Origin of the sequence: Enterobacter cloacae complex sp. IR5402, assembly GCF_049238125.1 — a bacterium.
Classification (GTDB): Bacteria; Pseudomonadota; Gammaproteobacteria; order Enterobacterales; family Enterobacteriaceae; genus Enterobacter; species Enterobacter hormaechei_C.
Window position 1 is genome coordinate 553228 of record NZ_JBMKHO010000001.1, and the last position, 14854, is coordinate 568081.

Annotated in this window: 14 protein-coding genes and 4 pseudogenes; 2 read left to right on the forward strand and 16 right to left on the reverse strand. The window is 47.3% G+C overall.

The window, feature by feature from the left end; genetic code table 11:
- Positions 1–37: 37 nt before the first annotated feature.
- From ACOTXL_RS02690 to ACOTXL_RS02720, 7 genes and pseudogenes are all read right to left on the reverse strand, one after another.
- Positions 38–403 (reverse strand): hypothetical protein, encoded by a 366-nt coding sequence (locus ACOTXL_RS02690; protein ID WP_003856647.1) that lies wholly within the window; start codon positions 401–403, stop codon positions 38–40.
- A gap of 16 nt (positions 404–419) precedes the next feature.
- Positions 420–800 carry a hypothetical protein gene (locus tag ACOTXL_RS02695; RefSeq protein WP_022651375.1) on the reverse strand — a complete coding sequence of 127 codons (381 nt, stop codon included), beginning with the start codon at positions 798–800 and terminating at the stop codon, positions 420–422.
- A gap of 79 nt (positions 801–879) precedes the next feature.
- A complete protein-coding gene (locus tag ACOTXL_RS02700) occupies positions 880–1356 on the reverse strand; it encodes a hypothetical protein (protein ID WP_003856645.1) in 477 nt (158 codons plus the stop codon).
- Between the two features lie 26 nt (positions 1357–1382).
- On the reverse strand, positions 1383–1865 hold the full coding sequence (locus ACOTXL_RS02705) for a hypothetical protein (RefSeq protein ID WP_023314281.1): 483 nt from the start codon (positions 1863–1865) through the stop codon (positions 1383–1385).
- Positions 1862–2146, reverse strand: coding sequence for a competence protein ComJ (gene comJ / locus ACOTXL_RS02710; RefSeq protein ID WP_045351019.1), 285 nt, complete (start codon positions 2144–2146; stop codon positions 1862–1864). The genes ACOTXL_RS02705 and comJ (ACOTXL_RS02710) overlap by 4 nt, the downstream gene beginning before the upstream one ends.
- Positions 2147–2593: 447 nt before the next feature.
- Positions 2594–2800: a hypothetical protein gene (locus ACOTXL_RS02715; protein WP_022648388.1), complete on the reverse strand. Its 207-nt coding sequence runs from the start codon at positions 2798–2800 to the stop codon at positions 2594–2596.
- A gap of 5 nt (positions 2801–2805) precedes the next feature.
- Positions 2806–3990: pseudogene (locus ACOTXL_RS02720) on the reverse strand (RHS repeat domain-containing protein); the annotation flags it as partial.
- 7 nt (positions 3991–3997) lie between these two features.
- On the opposite strand from ACOTXL_RS02720, the pseudogene ACOTXL_RS02725 reads away from it, so the two are divergent.
- Positions 3998–4383, forward strand: a pseudogene (locus ACOTXL_RS02725) (DUF933 domain-containing protein); the annotation flags it as partial.
- Positions 4384–4903: 520 nt separating this feature from the next.
- Here the strand turns inward: ACOTXL_RS02725 and ACOTXL_RS02730 are convergent.
- The 3 genes and pseudogenes from ACOTXL_RS02730 to ACOTXL_RS02740 form a co-directional block, all read right to left on the reverse strand.
- Positions 4904–5422, reverse strand: a complete 519-nt coding sequence (locus tag ACOTXL_RS02730; protein WP_022651381.1) for a hypothetical protein — start codon at positions 5420–5422, stop codon at positions 4904–4906.
- Between the two features lie 629 nt (positions 5423–6051).
- Entirely contained in the window at positions 6052–6840 is a 789-nt protein-coding gene (locus ACOTXL_RS02735; RefSeq protein WP_045351225.1) for an Appr-1-p processing protein, read from the reverse strand.
- Positions 6841–6993: 153 nt separating this feature from the next.
- Positions 6994–7152 (reverse strand): annotated as a pseudogene (locus ACOTXL_RS02740) (RHS repeat protein); the annotation flags it as partial.
- On the opposite strand from ACOTXL_RS02740, the pseudogene ACOTXL_RS02745 reads away from it, so the two are divergent.
- Positions 7139–7546, forward strand: a pseudogene (locus tag ACOTXL_RS02745) (DUF933 domain-containing protein); the annotation flags it as partial. The pseudogenes ACOTXL_RS02740 and ACOTXL_RS02745 overlap by 14 nt on opposite strands.
- A 32-nt stretch (positions 7547–7578) precedes the next feature.
- Here ACOTXL_RS02745 and comJ (ACOTXL_RS02750) read toward each other — a convergent pair.
- The 6 genes from comJ (ACOTXL_RS02750) to ACOTXL_RS02775 form a co-directional block, all read right to left on the reverse strand.
- Positions 7579–8061 (reverse strand): competence protein ComJ, encoded by a 483-nt coding sequence (gene comJ / locus ACOTXL_RS02750; protein WP_023314287.1) that lies wholly within the window; start codon positions 8059–8061, stop codon positions 7579–7581.
- 164 nt (positions 8062–8225) lie between these two features.
- A complete protein-coding gene (locus tag ACOTXL_RS02755; RefSeq protein ID WP_223307895.1) occupies positions 8226–8777 on the reverse strand; it encodes a hypothetical protein in 552 nt (183 codons plus the stop codon).
- 71 nt (positions 8778–8848) lie between these two features.
- The gene (locus ACOTXL_RS02760) at positions 8849–9325 is read right to left on the reverse strand and encodes a hypothetical protein (RefSeq protein ID WP_032609451.1); all 477 of its coding nucleotides are present in this window, start codon (positions 9323–9325) and stop codon (positions 8849–8851) included.
- 1 nt (position 9326) lies between these two features.
- Positions 9327–13694, reverse strand: coding sequence for an RHS repeat-associated core domain-containing protein (locus tag ACOTXL_RS02765; protein ID WP_228041307.1), 4368 nt, complete (start codon positions 13692–13694; stop codon positions 9327–9329).
- A gap of 3 nt (positions 13695–13697) precedes the next feature.
- A complete protein-coding gene (locus tag ACOTXL_RS02770) occupies positions 13698–14138 on the reverse strand; it encodes a DcrB-related protein (protein WP_045351216.1) in 441 nt (146 codons plus the stop codon).
- Positions 14139–14346: 208 nt separating this feature from the next.
- Positions 14347–14853, reverse strand: coding sequence for a hypothetical protein (locus ACOTXL_RS02775; protein ID WP_223831766.1), 507 nt, complete (start codon positions 14851–14853; stop codon positions 14347–14349).
- Between the last annotated feature and the right edge of the window lies 1 nt (position 14854).

Consider the following 14854-nt stretch of genomic DNA (forward strand, 5'->3'; position numbering starts at 1 on the left):
ACCGGTTATAGTTATCATTTTTTTGGCGCTTTTGAACTTAATACGCAGGGCCCGATTGAGACAACACGTTACGCTTCATATCCCAGGAATAAAACCAATCATGCCAGCCATTTTTTTTTGCTGGATAGCTACAGACAACGATCACTTCCTTTGACAGGTTGAATGTTAAGTAATAGAAAGTCGCACCTTCAGGAGGGGCAGACCAAAATAGTTTTTCGCCCTGCACATTGAAGATGGTCAAAACGGTTGGTAATGGCTTAGGCTCGCTTAACACAAAGACTAACTGGCGTGTTAAGTCGACCAATGCATAGCTTAAAAATGGCACACTAACCAGTATGTTACTTTCACCACACGCCCATTGAAGCAGGTCTTTTTCTTTAATACAAATGAGATTTTCAATCATTGGTAAACCTCAACGTTTAAAGTTTGATCTGCTTCAAATCACCTTCAAAAAGCCCCACAAGATATACCCGGTATCGGGCTGGCTGCACTTCTTTATACGTTAATATAGCGGAAAACTCTTTTAAACACTTTGAACATGTGTTTTTCGAAACATCTAATTGGCTTTCATCATAGCTATATTTCTTATGTTCACTATCAAGCTTCACACCTCTCATTTTCTTAACCAAAAAGCATTTTACCTCTTCTGTGAGCGTGTCAAACTCATATGAGTTTACGATAGAGTAGACTATTACCCCCTCGCATTCAGGGCATGTTATTTCCTTTCCATACTCTATGAAATCATTGTCAATGCCATCAAGGACTAATAACTTCTTTTTCAGTCGATTAGTAAGTTTCATTATTTAAATTTTAAGTTTATCAATAAAAAAGTAAGGCTATAAGAAATGGAGGATTTTATTAATCATTAACATCATTTAGTCAAACATTCCATTCTATATAAACACCACAATCGAAGCTTTTTTCATTAGACTGTACAACAATATTTCCCCATTCATGCCTCCATTGAAATCCATATGGGGGATTGTTAATTTTAAGATTAGGCTTTGATGTTATTTCATTCTCAACCCATACTGTCAAACGCTGCTGCTCATCCGATAAATTACTCAGACTAGCCCTTTTATCCCAATCCTCTAACGTTTTATAAAAACTTCCATCCTTACTAGTAAGGAATAATGATGGAGAAAAAGAAAATGCTGAAGGCCTCAGTTCCAAAATGAAAACTTGATCTTTCCATTTAACATTATCGATAGCGAAATAAAAAGGACCTACTGTAGTCAATGGCGAGAAAAACTTGTAAAATGCGGAATTTTTAAAAGTATCAACATCTTTTAATTCGATGGGGTAGTTGTTAATTTCTACAAATCCAGTATGAACATCAAGTTTCATTTCTAACATATCTAAACCACCTTTTTTGGAAGTGACTACTTTATATTCCAAACTATATATACCCCATGATTAAATGACTTTGTCTCATATGAGACTGAAACCCGCCCCCACTCAAAGTTCCACCTAATGATGTCTGTTTCCGTGGTATCAGGCGTGTCCAGGTTCAGTGATTCTTTCAGCCAATCAGACAGGCTTTTCACTGATTCATTTAGCATGTGAACATTAGTTCGTGCATTCCAATCATTTAATGATTTATAGTATTGACTATTTTTATCAACAAGATGAAGCATAAAATGAAAACCATAGCACACCGGGCGTATAGTAACTTGAAATTCTTTATCGAAAAACATTACTGAGTCAACAAGGTAGTGATTCGACATATTTTTATTTACAGCTTTGCGTTTTACTAATTCGTGGTATAAATCACACTTACAAAAGCCTTCTTCAGTATCTATTTTTAAAGGAAGACCATCAAGGTTTAGCTCACCGGTAATCGGGTTGAATTTAAATTCAATCATGCGACCTGAAGCTTATTTTTATTTGTAATAAAAAATGGCACTACAATGCAGCGTTGAGCAGTTTCATCTAATATAAAAGAATTATCTAATTTGATATTGACGTTGGCTCCAAATGCGTCCTCTGGGAATGGGTCGAATATAACATAATCTTTGTGAAGAACAGCACCTTGAGAAACATTGCCTTTTCCCCAGTAATTCAGCTTTTCGTCATAGTCTCTGGATCGTAACAACATTTGACTATGTGAAATCAGTAGCTCAACTATTTGTATTTTTTTTATCATTCATTACATTACCTCGATTTTTATTATCGTTCTACCGATAATGTGGGGTCAGTCCATTAAAAATAAAATGCTTGTGAAATTCTTTAAGGGGTTAATGATTAGCTGTAATATGAAAACTGATAGGGGAAGCACCCTTCCCCTGCTGCTCAAACTTTGAGCAGCAGGTTAGTAACAAGCGCAAACCCTGAAACCCCCATTATAGTTTAATTAGGATATTCGGCAACAACTAACCGCCTGATTTAGTCCTCTCCATTATACAAATCACCAGCATAATTAAATATTTTCAATTATTTTTTCTGTGAGATCAGCGTAACTAATAATTTCCTAAACGCCATTGCTGATATTTTGATTGCCGGTAAAGATAATTTTCATCTCTTTACCGAGCCATTCCCAACCAAAAAAATATAAAAAACGAACGGAAAAATAAATCCCCCACGTAATTATCTGTCAACAAAAATAAAAGTAAATATCCCGTATTAAATCTCCATCAACTTCATCAACAGTTCTGGTTTTGATTTTATTAAAGTCAGCTAAAATACCTTTCACTGGCACAGTAGACTTTGATATATCATCATAAAATGCTTTTTGTTGACTTTCCGGAACATATTTTTTTATTAAAAAAACAAGATTCTTTCGTAACTCTTCATCTGTCATCGCTTTTACTCCGGAATTATAGTAACACGTTCAAAAATAACAGGGTAATTACGTTCGATTGGTAGCAACTGTAATGCCCCACCTTTACCATACTCAGGATATGCACTGGTGAAAAGCTCATATCCAGGCCCTCGACCACCATTGGCAAGAGGTACTTGCACCTGAGGCACTCCATTTTTATACAGTTGTAATGTATCAAACTCACCTAATAAACGTGCATCACTCCATGAATCAGGATTACCTTTCTCATAAAAAATTTGATAGGCGTCCCTGGCTTCATGTGCAGATTTATATTTCGTATACCCAAAATAACTTAACGGGGCTGATTTATTTTCTATTGTCTGTGGAGCATATTTGCTATCCATATAACGATATGCTGTAGAAGGCATAGTCGAACTAGGGCCATTTGGACCAACATAGAAATCAGGTTTTGTTTTACCGCTACACTCGCGGCTCAACCCCCACGGATCCACCCACCCCAGCGCATTCGGCGCATACTGGTAAAGGTTAATCCCTCCCGCCAGCCCTATCGGGTCCTGCTGCGTAAATCGTCCGCAGTCCGGGTCATAATACCGGAACAGATTGTAGTGCAGCCCTGTCTCACGATCCAGGTATTGCCCCTGCATGCGCAGGTTCTGAGAATATCCTGATACCTGCGTCTCGCTTTCCCGCAGCAGCTTGCCCCAGGCGCTGTTCACCCCTTCCCAGCGCACCTGTCCTTCGCTATCCGTCATCCGTTCCGGCGTGCCGTTCGGCTGACAGTGGAACCAGAAGATTTCCGGGGCATCAACCCCGTCGATACGCGCCAGCGGATCGTAGCTGTCCTGATCGCTGTAGACGTAGGTCAGCGGCACATCCCCGTGCACTTCCTGCAACAGCCGGAACCCTTCCCAGACAAACCGCGTGGTGACTGGGTTACCGGTTGGCTGTCCGCCCACCATCTGGCGACGCGTTTTGCTGATGCGTCGCCCGAGCGGGTCATAGCGTAAGCTGGCCTGCGTCTGCGGCCTGTTGCGATTCCGCGGCTGGCTGATGACCTCCGTCAGGCGATGCTCGCTGTCGTAGCGGTAGTGCCAGCGGGTCTGGCCGTTATCCTTCTCCACGGTGCGGCCGTGGATGTCATAGCGCCAGCGAATGCCGTTCAGCTGCGTCAGGCGGTTGTGCGTGACCTTCTCAGCAGACTCTTCAAGCGATAAAGGTCCTGTAGTGGTGGCGGTTTGCGCCGCGGTTGAATCCGATATCGCTGAAATGAACGACGCCGATCGTGAAGATTTCATGGCCGAGCAGGGTCTGAACCGCGTGATCCGCGCGGGCCATGAGATGCTCAGCCTGCAAACCTACTTCACCGCGGGCGTAAAAGAAGTGCGTGGACCATCCCTGTGGGTGCGACTGCGCCTCAGGCGGCCGATAAAATCCACACCGATTTCGTGAAAGGCTTTATTCGTACACAGACTATCGTGTTTGAAGACTTTATCACCTACAAGGGAGAGCAAGGCGCGAAAGAAACAGGCAAGATGCGTGCGGAAGGCAAAGATTACATCATTAAAGATGGCGATGTGATGAACTTCTTGTTTAACGTTTGATTTGTTTTGAATGGGAAAAATCCCCGCTTGGGCGTGGATTTTTTTTTTACATGGTAAAGAGAATGATGTCGGCAGCCGCAAATTTTAACGTCTGAAAAGGGTGCTGGTGTAAACGCTCTGCTGGTCAGGCAAGTCTCTCACCTTTAGCAGGTATACCCCCTTTGCGTACGCCAGTTTCAGGCACTCTTGTCGCTGTAATTTTAATGTTAAATGTGAATTTAGTACGAAGGTCCTGATCTAGACAACGCGTTACGCTTCATATCCCAAGAATAAAACCAATTATGCCAGCCATTTTGTATTACTGTAAAATTACATACAACAACCACTTCCTTTGACTGGTTTAATGTTAAGTAATAGAAAATAGCACTTTCAGGAGATGCAGACCAAAATAGTTTTTCACCCTGAGCGTTGAAGATGGTCAAAACGATTGGTAACGGCTTTGTCTCGCTTAACACAAACACAAATTGGCGTGTTGAATCGACCATTGCATTGTCTAAAAATGGTTTGCCGAAAATATATTTTATCCTTTAGCGATCAAAACGCTTCTATGATCAGTTTCATTTTTTATCCAGAACATTTCATCTTGAGGTAACGATCCATTGCTGCAAAAATCAACAAGTTCACCTTGCCAACCATCAGGAACATATTCTTGATAATGCATACTCTCAACATATTCCGAATATAATCTTTTATTATCAAAGTCTATAAATAAATCCGGCATAAGTTCATATATATCCCACCAAATTGTTTTTTGCGAAAGCCTTTTATAAAACTCCTCAGCAATGTCATCCTTATCGTATGAATAACCATCGTTAATTAAACCTTCAATGAATATCTGCGCGTTTTCTTCATTTACAACTGGTATGTCATATCTTTCCTTATGGGTATTCTGTAGGTTTATTTCCACCCCACTTTTCACAAAATCCTCTACCCATTTTACTCTGTCTAAGACCCACATTTCCTTGAACGCAACGAACCAATAAAATCTTCCTTCATACTTAACTATCACAAGGAGTTCGTCATCTTTATTGATATTCATATAGTAACCTATCTTACATTCCCGGAGCCTGGAATCGCTACTTCTTCAAGCCATTCTGCCCATATTGATGGTAATTCACACGACCTACCTGGCGTTGTCGGATCCACGCGTAATGTTTGATTTTTTTATAGCGTAACGAACTTATCCCTTTTGCGCAGATAGAACTCTAGATATTTTTTAGGTCTATCCTGAAACGCACGCTCTTTGCTGTAGTTATAAGCATCGTTAAAATATTTATACGCTTCCTCGAATTGATTTAACTCATAACAGACCATGCCGAGATCGATTAAGGGTGCAGTGTCTATATCCGATCCACGTGTCCGTAATGTCGTTTTTCCCCATTTGTTTTCCTCAGCATAATCCGCAAGATCAAAACATGCGCTGTACATGCAGGCAGCGATCCAGTTGGCGAGTTCCCATTCGAGCTTTGGCTCAGGAAGCGCTTGCCAGGCTTTTTGGTTTTGCTCTAAAGCCTCGGCGTATTTTTGGTTGTCGTGAAACTCGTTCCCTTGATCAATAGTATATTGTTATAGATATTATAATACTTAAGATCTTGTCCTTTTAAATAAAAAACTTTGCCTAAGAAACCGCCAAAAACACCATAATCTATGGTTAAATTTTATTTAAAATTATAAAGTTATTACATTGCAATCAATCATTTTATAGCAAATATTTTTTAGTATTAAGGACTCTATAACATTCCAATCACCACCACCGAGGCCAGCTCCTATCCTTGGCATTTGTATAGAAAGGCGATTAACTAAAGCAAAGTCAGATAATTTTTCAAGACAAACTTTCAGAGAGTCATAACATACGTATTGTTTTTTGTCGTTGATATTTTTCTTTATACCATCCTGCGCATACATATTCGCAATAAATATCTTCTCCTGAGCATCAACCATAACAAAATCAACCACCCCTAATTCTGGGAAGTTATTTTCTTTGAAGCAACTAAGATAGCTTTTTTTTGCCGCAGGATATTTATTTGAAAGGGACAGAACAAAACCTTTACCCCACTTCCCTTTATTATTCACAATATGAGCAATAACTGTGGATTTTTTCAAAGGTTCCACAGCATCTCCAGACAAGTATTTTATTCGCTTTTTTTCTTGCAATGAACCCGTTGATGTTTGCCAGAAAACTTCAAATTCCTCATTTGAAATTTCTTCGGCGTCACTTAAGTTCAGGTCGCTTTTCTTACCATCATACAGCAGGAAGCCAACTTTTTCTTTTTTATCTAGCAAAGAGGAAGAAGCATAATAATTTCCATCTATAATATTTATTTGTCGCGTGGCTACTTCTCCTATGAACTCATTGAGAATAGTCCCTTCACCTGCAATAAAATAAACACTTCCTTTATAATATATTTTCACCTCAACCACAACTCCTCCCACTTTTAACAATTCTTTTAGAGACAACGAGATCTTTTGTGTTTAAGATCAAAAATGTATTTTTCCGGGGTTCAATTACATCTAAGCCAGTTACATCTAATTTTACCTGTAACGCTTGATGATAACCCAAAGGATCACCTCTATATTGATTGACTGTTGGGAATGTCACAATGTATGAGGGTAACGGAAGCTGACCTGCGTCCGCGGCCTGTTACGGTCCCGCAGCTGGCTGATGACCTCCGTCAGGTGATGTTCACCGTCATAACAGTAGTGCCAGCGAATGACGTTCAGCTGCGTCAGACGGTTGTGCGTGACCTTCTCAGCAGAGTCTTCAAGCGGTAAAGGTTCTGTAGAGGTAGCGGTTTACGCCGCGGTTGAATCCGATATCGCTGAAATCATCGACGGCGACCATAAAGAGTTCATGGCCGAGCGGGGGCTGAACCGCGTGATCCGCGCGGGCTATGAGCTGCTCAGCCTGCAAACCTACTTCACCGCGGGCGTGAAAGAAGTGAACGCGTGAATCATCCCTGTCGGTGCGACTGCGCCTCACGCGGCCGGTAAGATCCACACCGACTTTGAGAAGGGCTTCATTCGTGCGCAGACTATCGCGTTTTAAGACTTTATCACCTGCAAGGGTGAGCAAGGCGCGAAAGAAGCAGGCAAGATGCGTACGGAAGGGAAAGATTACTTCGTTAACGAGGTTCATGTGGTGAACTTCTTGTTTAACGTATGATTTTTTTTCATTCGATTTAGTTATTATTAACTTTAAAAAAAACCCTCTTTTAGAGGATTGTATTTTTTCCCTCCCCAAGGGTCGTCTAATAAAAACTTAGCAGGGATTGCTTCTTTTTCAGGCACAAGAGTAAAATTATAATAAATCTCGTCCCCCTCACAAACCTCATAAAAGAGCGAATAAATCTTGCCGGTTACGTTAATGCTTACATCAAATTTCTCTGTCGCAGATGCGATCTGGATCTTATTTTTATCCGTAATAAAAAATGGAACAACAATGCAGCGTTGTGCATTTTGATCTAATTTAAAAGCATTATCTATTTTGATATTGACGTTTGCTCCAAATGCGTCCTCTGGTAATGGATCGAATACAACATAATCCTTGTGTAAAACAGCGCCTTGAGAAACATTACCTTTTCCCCACTGACTCAGCTTTTCGTCATAGTCTCTGGATCGTAACAATATTTGACTATGTGAAATTAGCAGATCTACTGTTTGCATGATCTTATCACTCATTATATTCCCTAGACTTTTATTCTTGTTCCATATGATTGTTATGGAAAAACATTACCAATACTCGAACCTGCACCAAAATTACTGCTTTTAGATATCAGTTATAAGTTGTGCCGTGCCGTTGGATTGGCAATGGACCCAGAAGATATATGAAGCATCAACACTATCTACACGCGCCAGCAAATCGTAGTTGTCCTGACCACTTTCGTCGACGTAGGTGAACAGCACATCCCCGTGCGCTTCCCCCAGTAGGCAGTCATTCCCAGACACACCGGGTGGTGATGGCTTGCCGGTTGGCTGTCCGCCCAGCTTCTGGCGTCGCGTTTTACTGATGCGGCGACCGAGCGGATCGTAGCGGAAGCTGACCTGCGTCTGCGGTTTTTTGCGGTTCCTCGGGTTTGGCCGTTATCCTTCTCTACAGTGCAAGCATGGGTATTATAACGCCAGCGAATATCATTCAGCTGCGCCAGGCGGTTGTGCGTAATGTTCTCAACAGAACCTTCGAGCGGGTTAGCGGCTGCATCCCAGACCCCCTGCTCCTCTCCGGCCAGCGTGCCGTCCTGAACCAGGAGACGCTCGGCACTGTCTGTCGTACTGCCAGCGGTACCATTTGAACGGGTTATCGTCCCGCTCTTCGCGCACCAAGTTATTGCGGTAGTAGTAATCCCAGCGGCGCTGCGACGGGCGCTGGGTATTTTACTTACGACAGTGGATGTCATGACTCCAGAAAATGCTTACCTAGGGTTTTAGGTAAAGTAAATAATCCGAGGGATCAACCCTAACCCACACTTCAGCGTTTTATTTTTTGTGGGTTCCAATCAGAGTAATCAGCAACACGGATTTCATTAAGAACAAGATCTAGTGGAACATGTGCAATGCTATCTGCAATTTCATCATATGGCGCTGGCAACTCGAATGAAAAACCAAAGTCGTCATTTATAATAATACAGCCATTAAATATACGCTGTTTGTAAGTCAACCCTATTATTTCCCCCATCGTTTGACCTGTTTGTAATATTTTATTATACCTCCCCTTATAGTTTACGTTACAACCAATAGAAATGATCGTTCCATCTTCAAGGGTAGCGATTGTCATTGTGTCATCTACAATATATGCAAGCCTTTTATTATCATCAGGCAAGAAATAATCAAAGTAAGTTACCTTATAGCCAGCATATAACTCGCTTATGTACTTACTGATATTATCCCCCAAAAAAACGTTACCTAGTGCTCTTCCTGATAAAATATCAGCATTAAAATCAATCATTTTATACCCCCCCATTAAGTAAAACTCCGTCAACATAAACAGGTGAATCGGTTATTAAATCATAATTTTTAAACTCTCCATGACCAATTCTCCCATATACTACATCAGCACCATCAACTTCGCGATAAACTTTCCAGTAATCATTACCATGAATATTAGGTTGAGTTGGAGTCCCTCCGGGATGATAATCTAATTTGTACGTAGTACCTGATTTTGTTGTTTTGACATATTGAATATGTTGGATAGCTCCTGGTTTATTTGCTTGTGGATATGTTCTCGTCCAACCTTTGGATGTCAAAATATTATGAACATCAGCGGGTTTTTTCCCTGTTAATCTATCCACCCATCTTTGTGTTATACGATCTTTTTGAGAAAAACCACATTTTAACCCCCACGGATCCACCCACCCCAGCGCATTCGGTGCATACTGGTAAAGGTTAATCCCTCCCGCCAGCCCTATCGGGTCCTGCTGCGTAAATCGTCCGCAGTCCGGGTCGTAATACCGGAACAGATTGTAGTGCAGCCCTGTCTCGCGGTCCAGGTATTGCCCCTGCATACGCAGGTTCTGGGAATATCCTGATACCTGCGTCTCGCTTTCCCGCAGCAGTTTGCCCCAGGCACTGTTCACCCCTTCCCAGCGCACCTGCCCTTCGCTATCCGTCATCCGCTCCGGTGTGCCGTTGGGCTGGCAGTGGAACCAGAAGATTTCCGGGGCATCAACGCCGTCAATACGTGCCAGCGGATCGTAGCTGTCCTGATCGCTGTAGACGTAGGTCAGCGGCACATCCCCGTGCACCTCCTGCAACAGCCGGAACCCTTCCCAGACAAACCGGGTAGTGACCGGCTTGCCGGTTGGCTGTCCGCCCAGCATCTGGCGGCGCGTTTTGCTGATGCGTCGCCCGAGCGGGTCATAGCGGAAGCTGACCTGCGTCTGCGGCCTGTTGCGGTCCCGCGGCTGGCTGATGACCTCCGTCAGGCGGTGCTCGCCGTCGTAGCGGTAGTGCCAGCGGGTCTGGCCGTTATCCTTCTCCACGGTGCGGCCGTGGATGTCATAGCGCCAGCGAATGCCGTTGAGGTGCGTCAGACGGTTGTGCGTGACCTTCTCAGCAGATCCTTCGAGCGGGTTACCGGCAGCATCCCAGCGCCACTGCTCCTGGCCGGGCAGCGTGCCGTCCTGAACCAGCAGACGTCCGGCGCTGTCGTACTGCCAGCGGTACCAGCTGAACGGGTTATCGTCCCGCTCTTCCCGCACCAGGTTATTGCGATAGTCGTAATCCCAGCGGCGGGACCAGCGGCGCGGCGACGGGCGCTGGGCATTGCCGGTAAAAACGTCCCGGCGATGCAGTCGACCGAGACGGTCATATTCGCTGCGTGTGGTTAGCAGCCCCTGCGTACGGCTGGTTTCACGGTGAAGTTCGTCGCGGGTAAAGTCGGAGACCGAGAGCTTATCAAGCGCGATGCTGAGCAGATGCCCGCTGCCGTAGTAGAACTGCTTCAGCTCGCGGCCATCGGGCAGCGTGACGGAGGTGCGGTTGCCCAGCGCGTCATACTCCCACGCCAGCTCACCGTGCTCGCCAGCTTCGCGCGTGACGCGCCCGAGCGCGTCATACTCAAACACAAGCTCCTGCTCGGCCTCGGCACTCCAGGCATCGGCTGAAAGCGCGGGATGCAGCCCAATCCGGCTCAGAAGGCCGGACGGGGTGTAGTGGTAGCGGGTCTGCCCCTCCGGCGTGGTGCGGGCGACCAGCTGGCCGCTCGCGCTCCAGGCGAAGGAATGGGTAATGGCCTCCGGATGTCCGGCGGCAAAGGTGCGCGCTATCGTACGCCCGCAGGCATCGTAGCGATACTGCGAGGCCTCGCCATCGAGTCCCACCTCTTCCAGCAGCAGCGAGTCCGCGCCCCAGCGGAACTGATACGCTTCGCCGTTTTCGTTTTCCAGGGCAATCAGACGCCCGCGGCTGTCCCAGCGGCGGCGCACCTCTTCACCCTGCGTATTACGGGTGGCGGTTAAGCGCCCTGCCTCGTCGTATCTGAACTCGCTCTCTTTCCCGTCGGCGCCCGCATGCTTCACCGGCAGGCCACGTTCGTTCCATTTGAGCGACTCGGTCCAGCCTTCTGGTCGGTCGAGCTGCACCGGACGCCCCGCGGCGTCGTAGCGGTAACGCGTCTCTTCGCCGTCGGCGCTTATCTCAGCCACCAGCCAGCCTAGCGGATGATAACGGCATTGTGTCACACGGCCCGAACAGTCCGTCACACGCACCATCTGCCCGGCTTCGTTGTACTCCTGGTAGCGGCTGTTCCCGGCGGCATCGACTTCTTCCACAACCTGACCAAACTCGTCCCGACGCAGCAGCGTGGTCTGCCCCATCGGATCCACCACGCGTTTCAGCCCGTGATGTTCGTCATACAGGAACCGGGTGGCGCTACCGTCGGCTTCGATGATGGACGCCGGAAGCGCACGGTGCTCCAGCCAGGTGGTGGTGCGGGTATTGCCATCGGCGTCGATCTCCTGCACCCGGTTGCCCATCTCGTCATAGACGAAAGTAACGGCATTACCCAGCGGATCGATGCGACGCGTGAGGAGTTCGTTGTCATCCCACTCGTAGCGCCAGTTCTCACCGCGCTCGTCAACGTAGCGAACAATCAGGTTTTGCGCGTTCCAGTAATGCTTTCGCGTCTGACCGTCGTAGTGTTCGACGGTCGTCAGCCCGGCGGCTAGATCATAGGTAAAGCGACAGCCGTCGCCGGTGCTGGTGCGGTTTTCCACCACGCGCCAGTGGTCGAATTTTTGCCAGCGGTATTCGCTCTCCAGCCCGCCCGGCAGACGGTGCCAGACCATCAGGCCATCATCGTTATAACGGTATTCACGGGTAACCACGCCGGAGGCATCCGTTGCGCTGGCCAGCTGGCCGCGCGCGTCATACCCCCACTGCATCAGCGGCCATGTCTGGTTGCCGTCAAAATGGCTCGCCGAGGTAACGCGCTGCGGGAAACGTTCATCGTCATAGCGCAGGGTGACATCGATCGCCCGCGGCTCATCGTGCAGTCCGACCAGCCGCCCGTGCTCGTCCCATTCCGTCAGCAACGCGTTGCCGTATTCGTCGCTGAGGGAGGCCAGGCGCATGATGGCTGGGTTAGCGCGGGTCGGTTTATACAGACGCCACACCGCGCCGTCATCGTCGGCTATCGCCACGTCGCCGCTCTCATTGCGGCGGATAATGATGCCTTCACTAATGCTGTAAAACGCGCGGTCGACCGGCGGCAGTTCAAAGCTCAGCTCGCGCCCGGTTTCATCGAACCAGGTGGCATTGTTTTCTTCCAGCGTCAGATAGCTGTCAAAGGTGGTAGCCCAGCCCAGACCGAAAAGCCCTTCGCGGGTGGTCAGGCTGTTGTAGCTGCGCTGCCAGCGCAGCGGAAAGCGCCCCGGCAGCGAGAAATCGAGTTCGTCGTCGTCATTCAGCACCTTCACGCCGGTAGCAGCGTGAACCGGGTGCGAGGAGCCGAACACGGCGTTGACGGCCATATCAGCCAGCATCCCGCCACCGGCAGCAGCCAGCGCGCAGGGCATGTTTTTCAGGATCTTGCCCGGACGCCCGCGCAGCAGGGAGAGCGCAATCATCCCCAACGCCAGACCCGGCGTTTTACCGCTTTTGATATCGCGGACCGTGAGGGTGTCGCCGCCGATGATCACGTTCGGGGAGACGTCGTCGGAAACGGTGCCTTCGCAGGTGGTGCGATCTTTCGCGCGTACCGCGGGTTGTCCGTTGATAAAGACGCTTTTAGAGCCTTCCGCCAGATACTGCGGCCCGGAGTGCTTTTCGCAAGCCACCTTGTCTTCTTCCAGCGGCGAGGTTCCCGCGGCAGCAGAGGCGACGCTCGGCTGCCACATCTCGCTGCCGAACTGTCCGGCAGCGGAGAGCAGCATACCCGCGTAGTCGGCAAAGCTGCCCGGCGACTGCGGCTCAGGAGACGGGGTATCGGCAGGCGTTAACGTCCCGGCTGCGCGTGCAGCGGGAAGTTTATTTGTCAGAACATTGCTCGAACCGGTGGTGATCTTACCCGCAGGCGACGGCGGAAAAAGCGCGTTGCCCAGCCCTTCAGCAGCATTGCTGATATCGTCGGTGATCCCCGCGACGTTCGCCAGAACCCCACCAATAATGCCGCTCAACAGACAGCTGGATCCAATTGCCGCCACGCCTGCCGCTGCGGCCCCGGCTCCCAGCAGTGGGGCCGCGACGGTCGCTGCCGCGCCCACCGCCGCGCCAATCACCGCATAGGCAGCGCCTTCCGCCACAATGCTGGTAATATCAGCAAAAATGCTGGAGTGAATAATCTCGTCGCCCTTACGGGCCGCGTTGTTATCGCTCATGCCTTACACATTCCGGTTGTCGTTTAGCGTCAGACTCTGCTTCAGTGCGCTCCAGCGCGCCTCGTCCTCTTCCGTAAAGGCTTTTAAGGCCGAGAGGGTAAAAATCATCAGTACCGGTTTGCCCGGCGTCTGCACGGCCAGCTGTTTTTGCCACAGGCGCTGGCCGTTACGGTCAAAGGTGGTCTCAACTTCCAGTCCGCTAATGTTTCCGTCTGGCCCGGCTTTTACGTGCTGAAATTCGCTCTGGGCGATCTCCCCCATCTGAGGGCGCAGGACTTCCCACTGAAGGTGGAACTCTTGTTCGTAATCGCTACCATCCGGGATGACGCCGCGGCTGACTACCACGGACAGCCCGCTTTCGTCATCGCGAATGATGTTCATGCTGTTGTCCTGCCAGGCGGCAGGAAAAAGGGTAAAGGAACCTTCCTGGAGGGTGTATTTCATAAGTGAACTCGGGATGATTTATTAGAAAAATAAAATTAAAAGCGCTAAAATTTATACCGCCAATATTAATTACTGCTTAGCGACTCAGAGAAATATGATCATTAGAACGTTAGCACTTTCTTTTTTTCCGCAAAAACTTTAGGGGCAGCGATATTATTAGCCGTTTGATAATTATCTTCTTTCACAGCCCGTAAAATTGCCTCGCAACTTATTGTTCGTAGCGTGACATAACTACCCTGCCCAGGCATTCCTGATTCAGAACTGGAAAGCTAAATGCCCATGCCAGCCCGCGTTCATCGGTAGGGGTGCGATATCCAACTGATTGTCCCGGCGTGTTTCCGCGAGGGATATTAGACAATTTCAGATCCGGAAAATGAGATTTGACTTGATCAAGAGTAATACATGGTTGATTAACTACGAAAGAAACCAAAGATACGCTGTTATCACCATTTCCCCATAAACGAACATCCACATTACTGATCCGTGTGCCATCAGTTAACGTAAAGGGAGCTGAAGTATAACGGTCTTCTTTCTCCTGTGTATTATTAATCAGCGGTTGGTTAAACAGTTTACTGACATCCTCAACTTGTTTACCCCACACTGATTTCATTTCTTTAATCATTTGCCACAACGAATCTTGATTCATTTTATTATGCCCTGCATAGGTAAATATTGAAAATAGTGGAAGAACAATGAGGAATGTAGCTTTAATCATC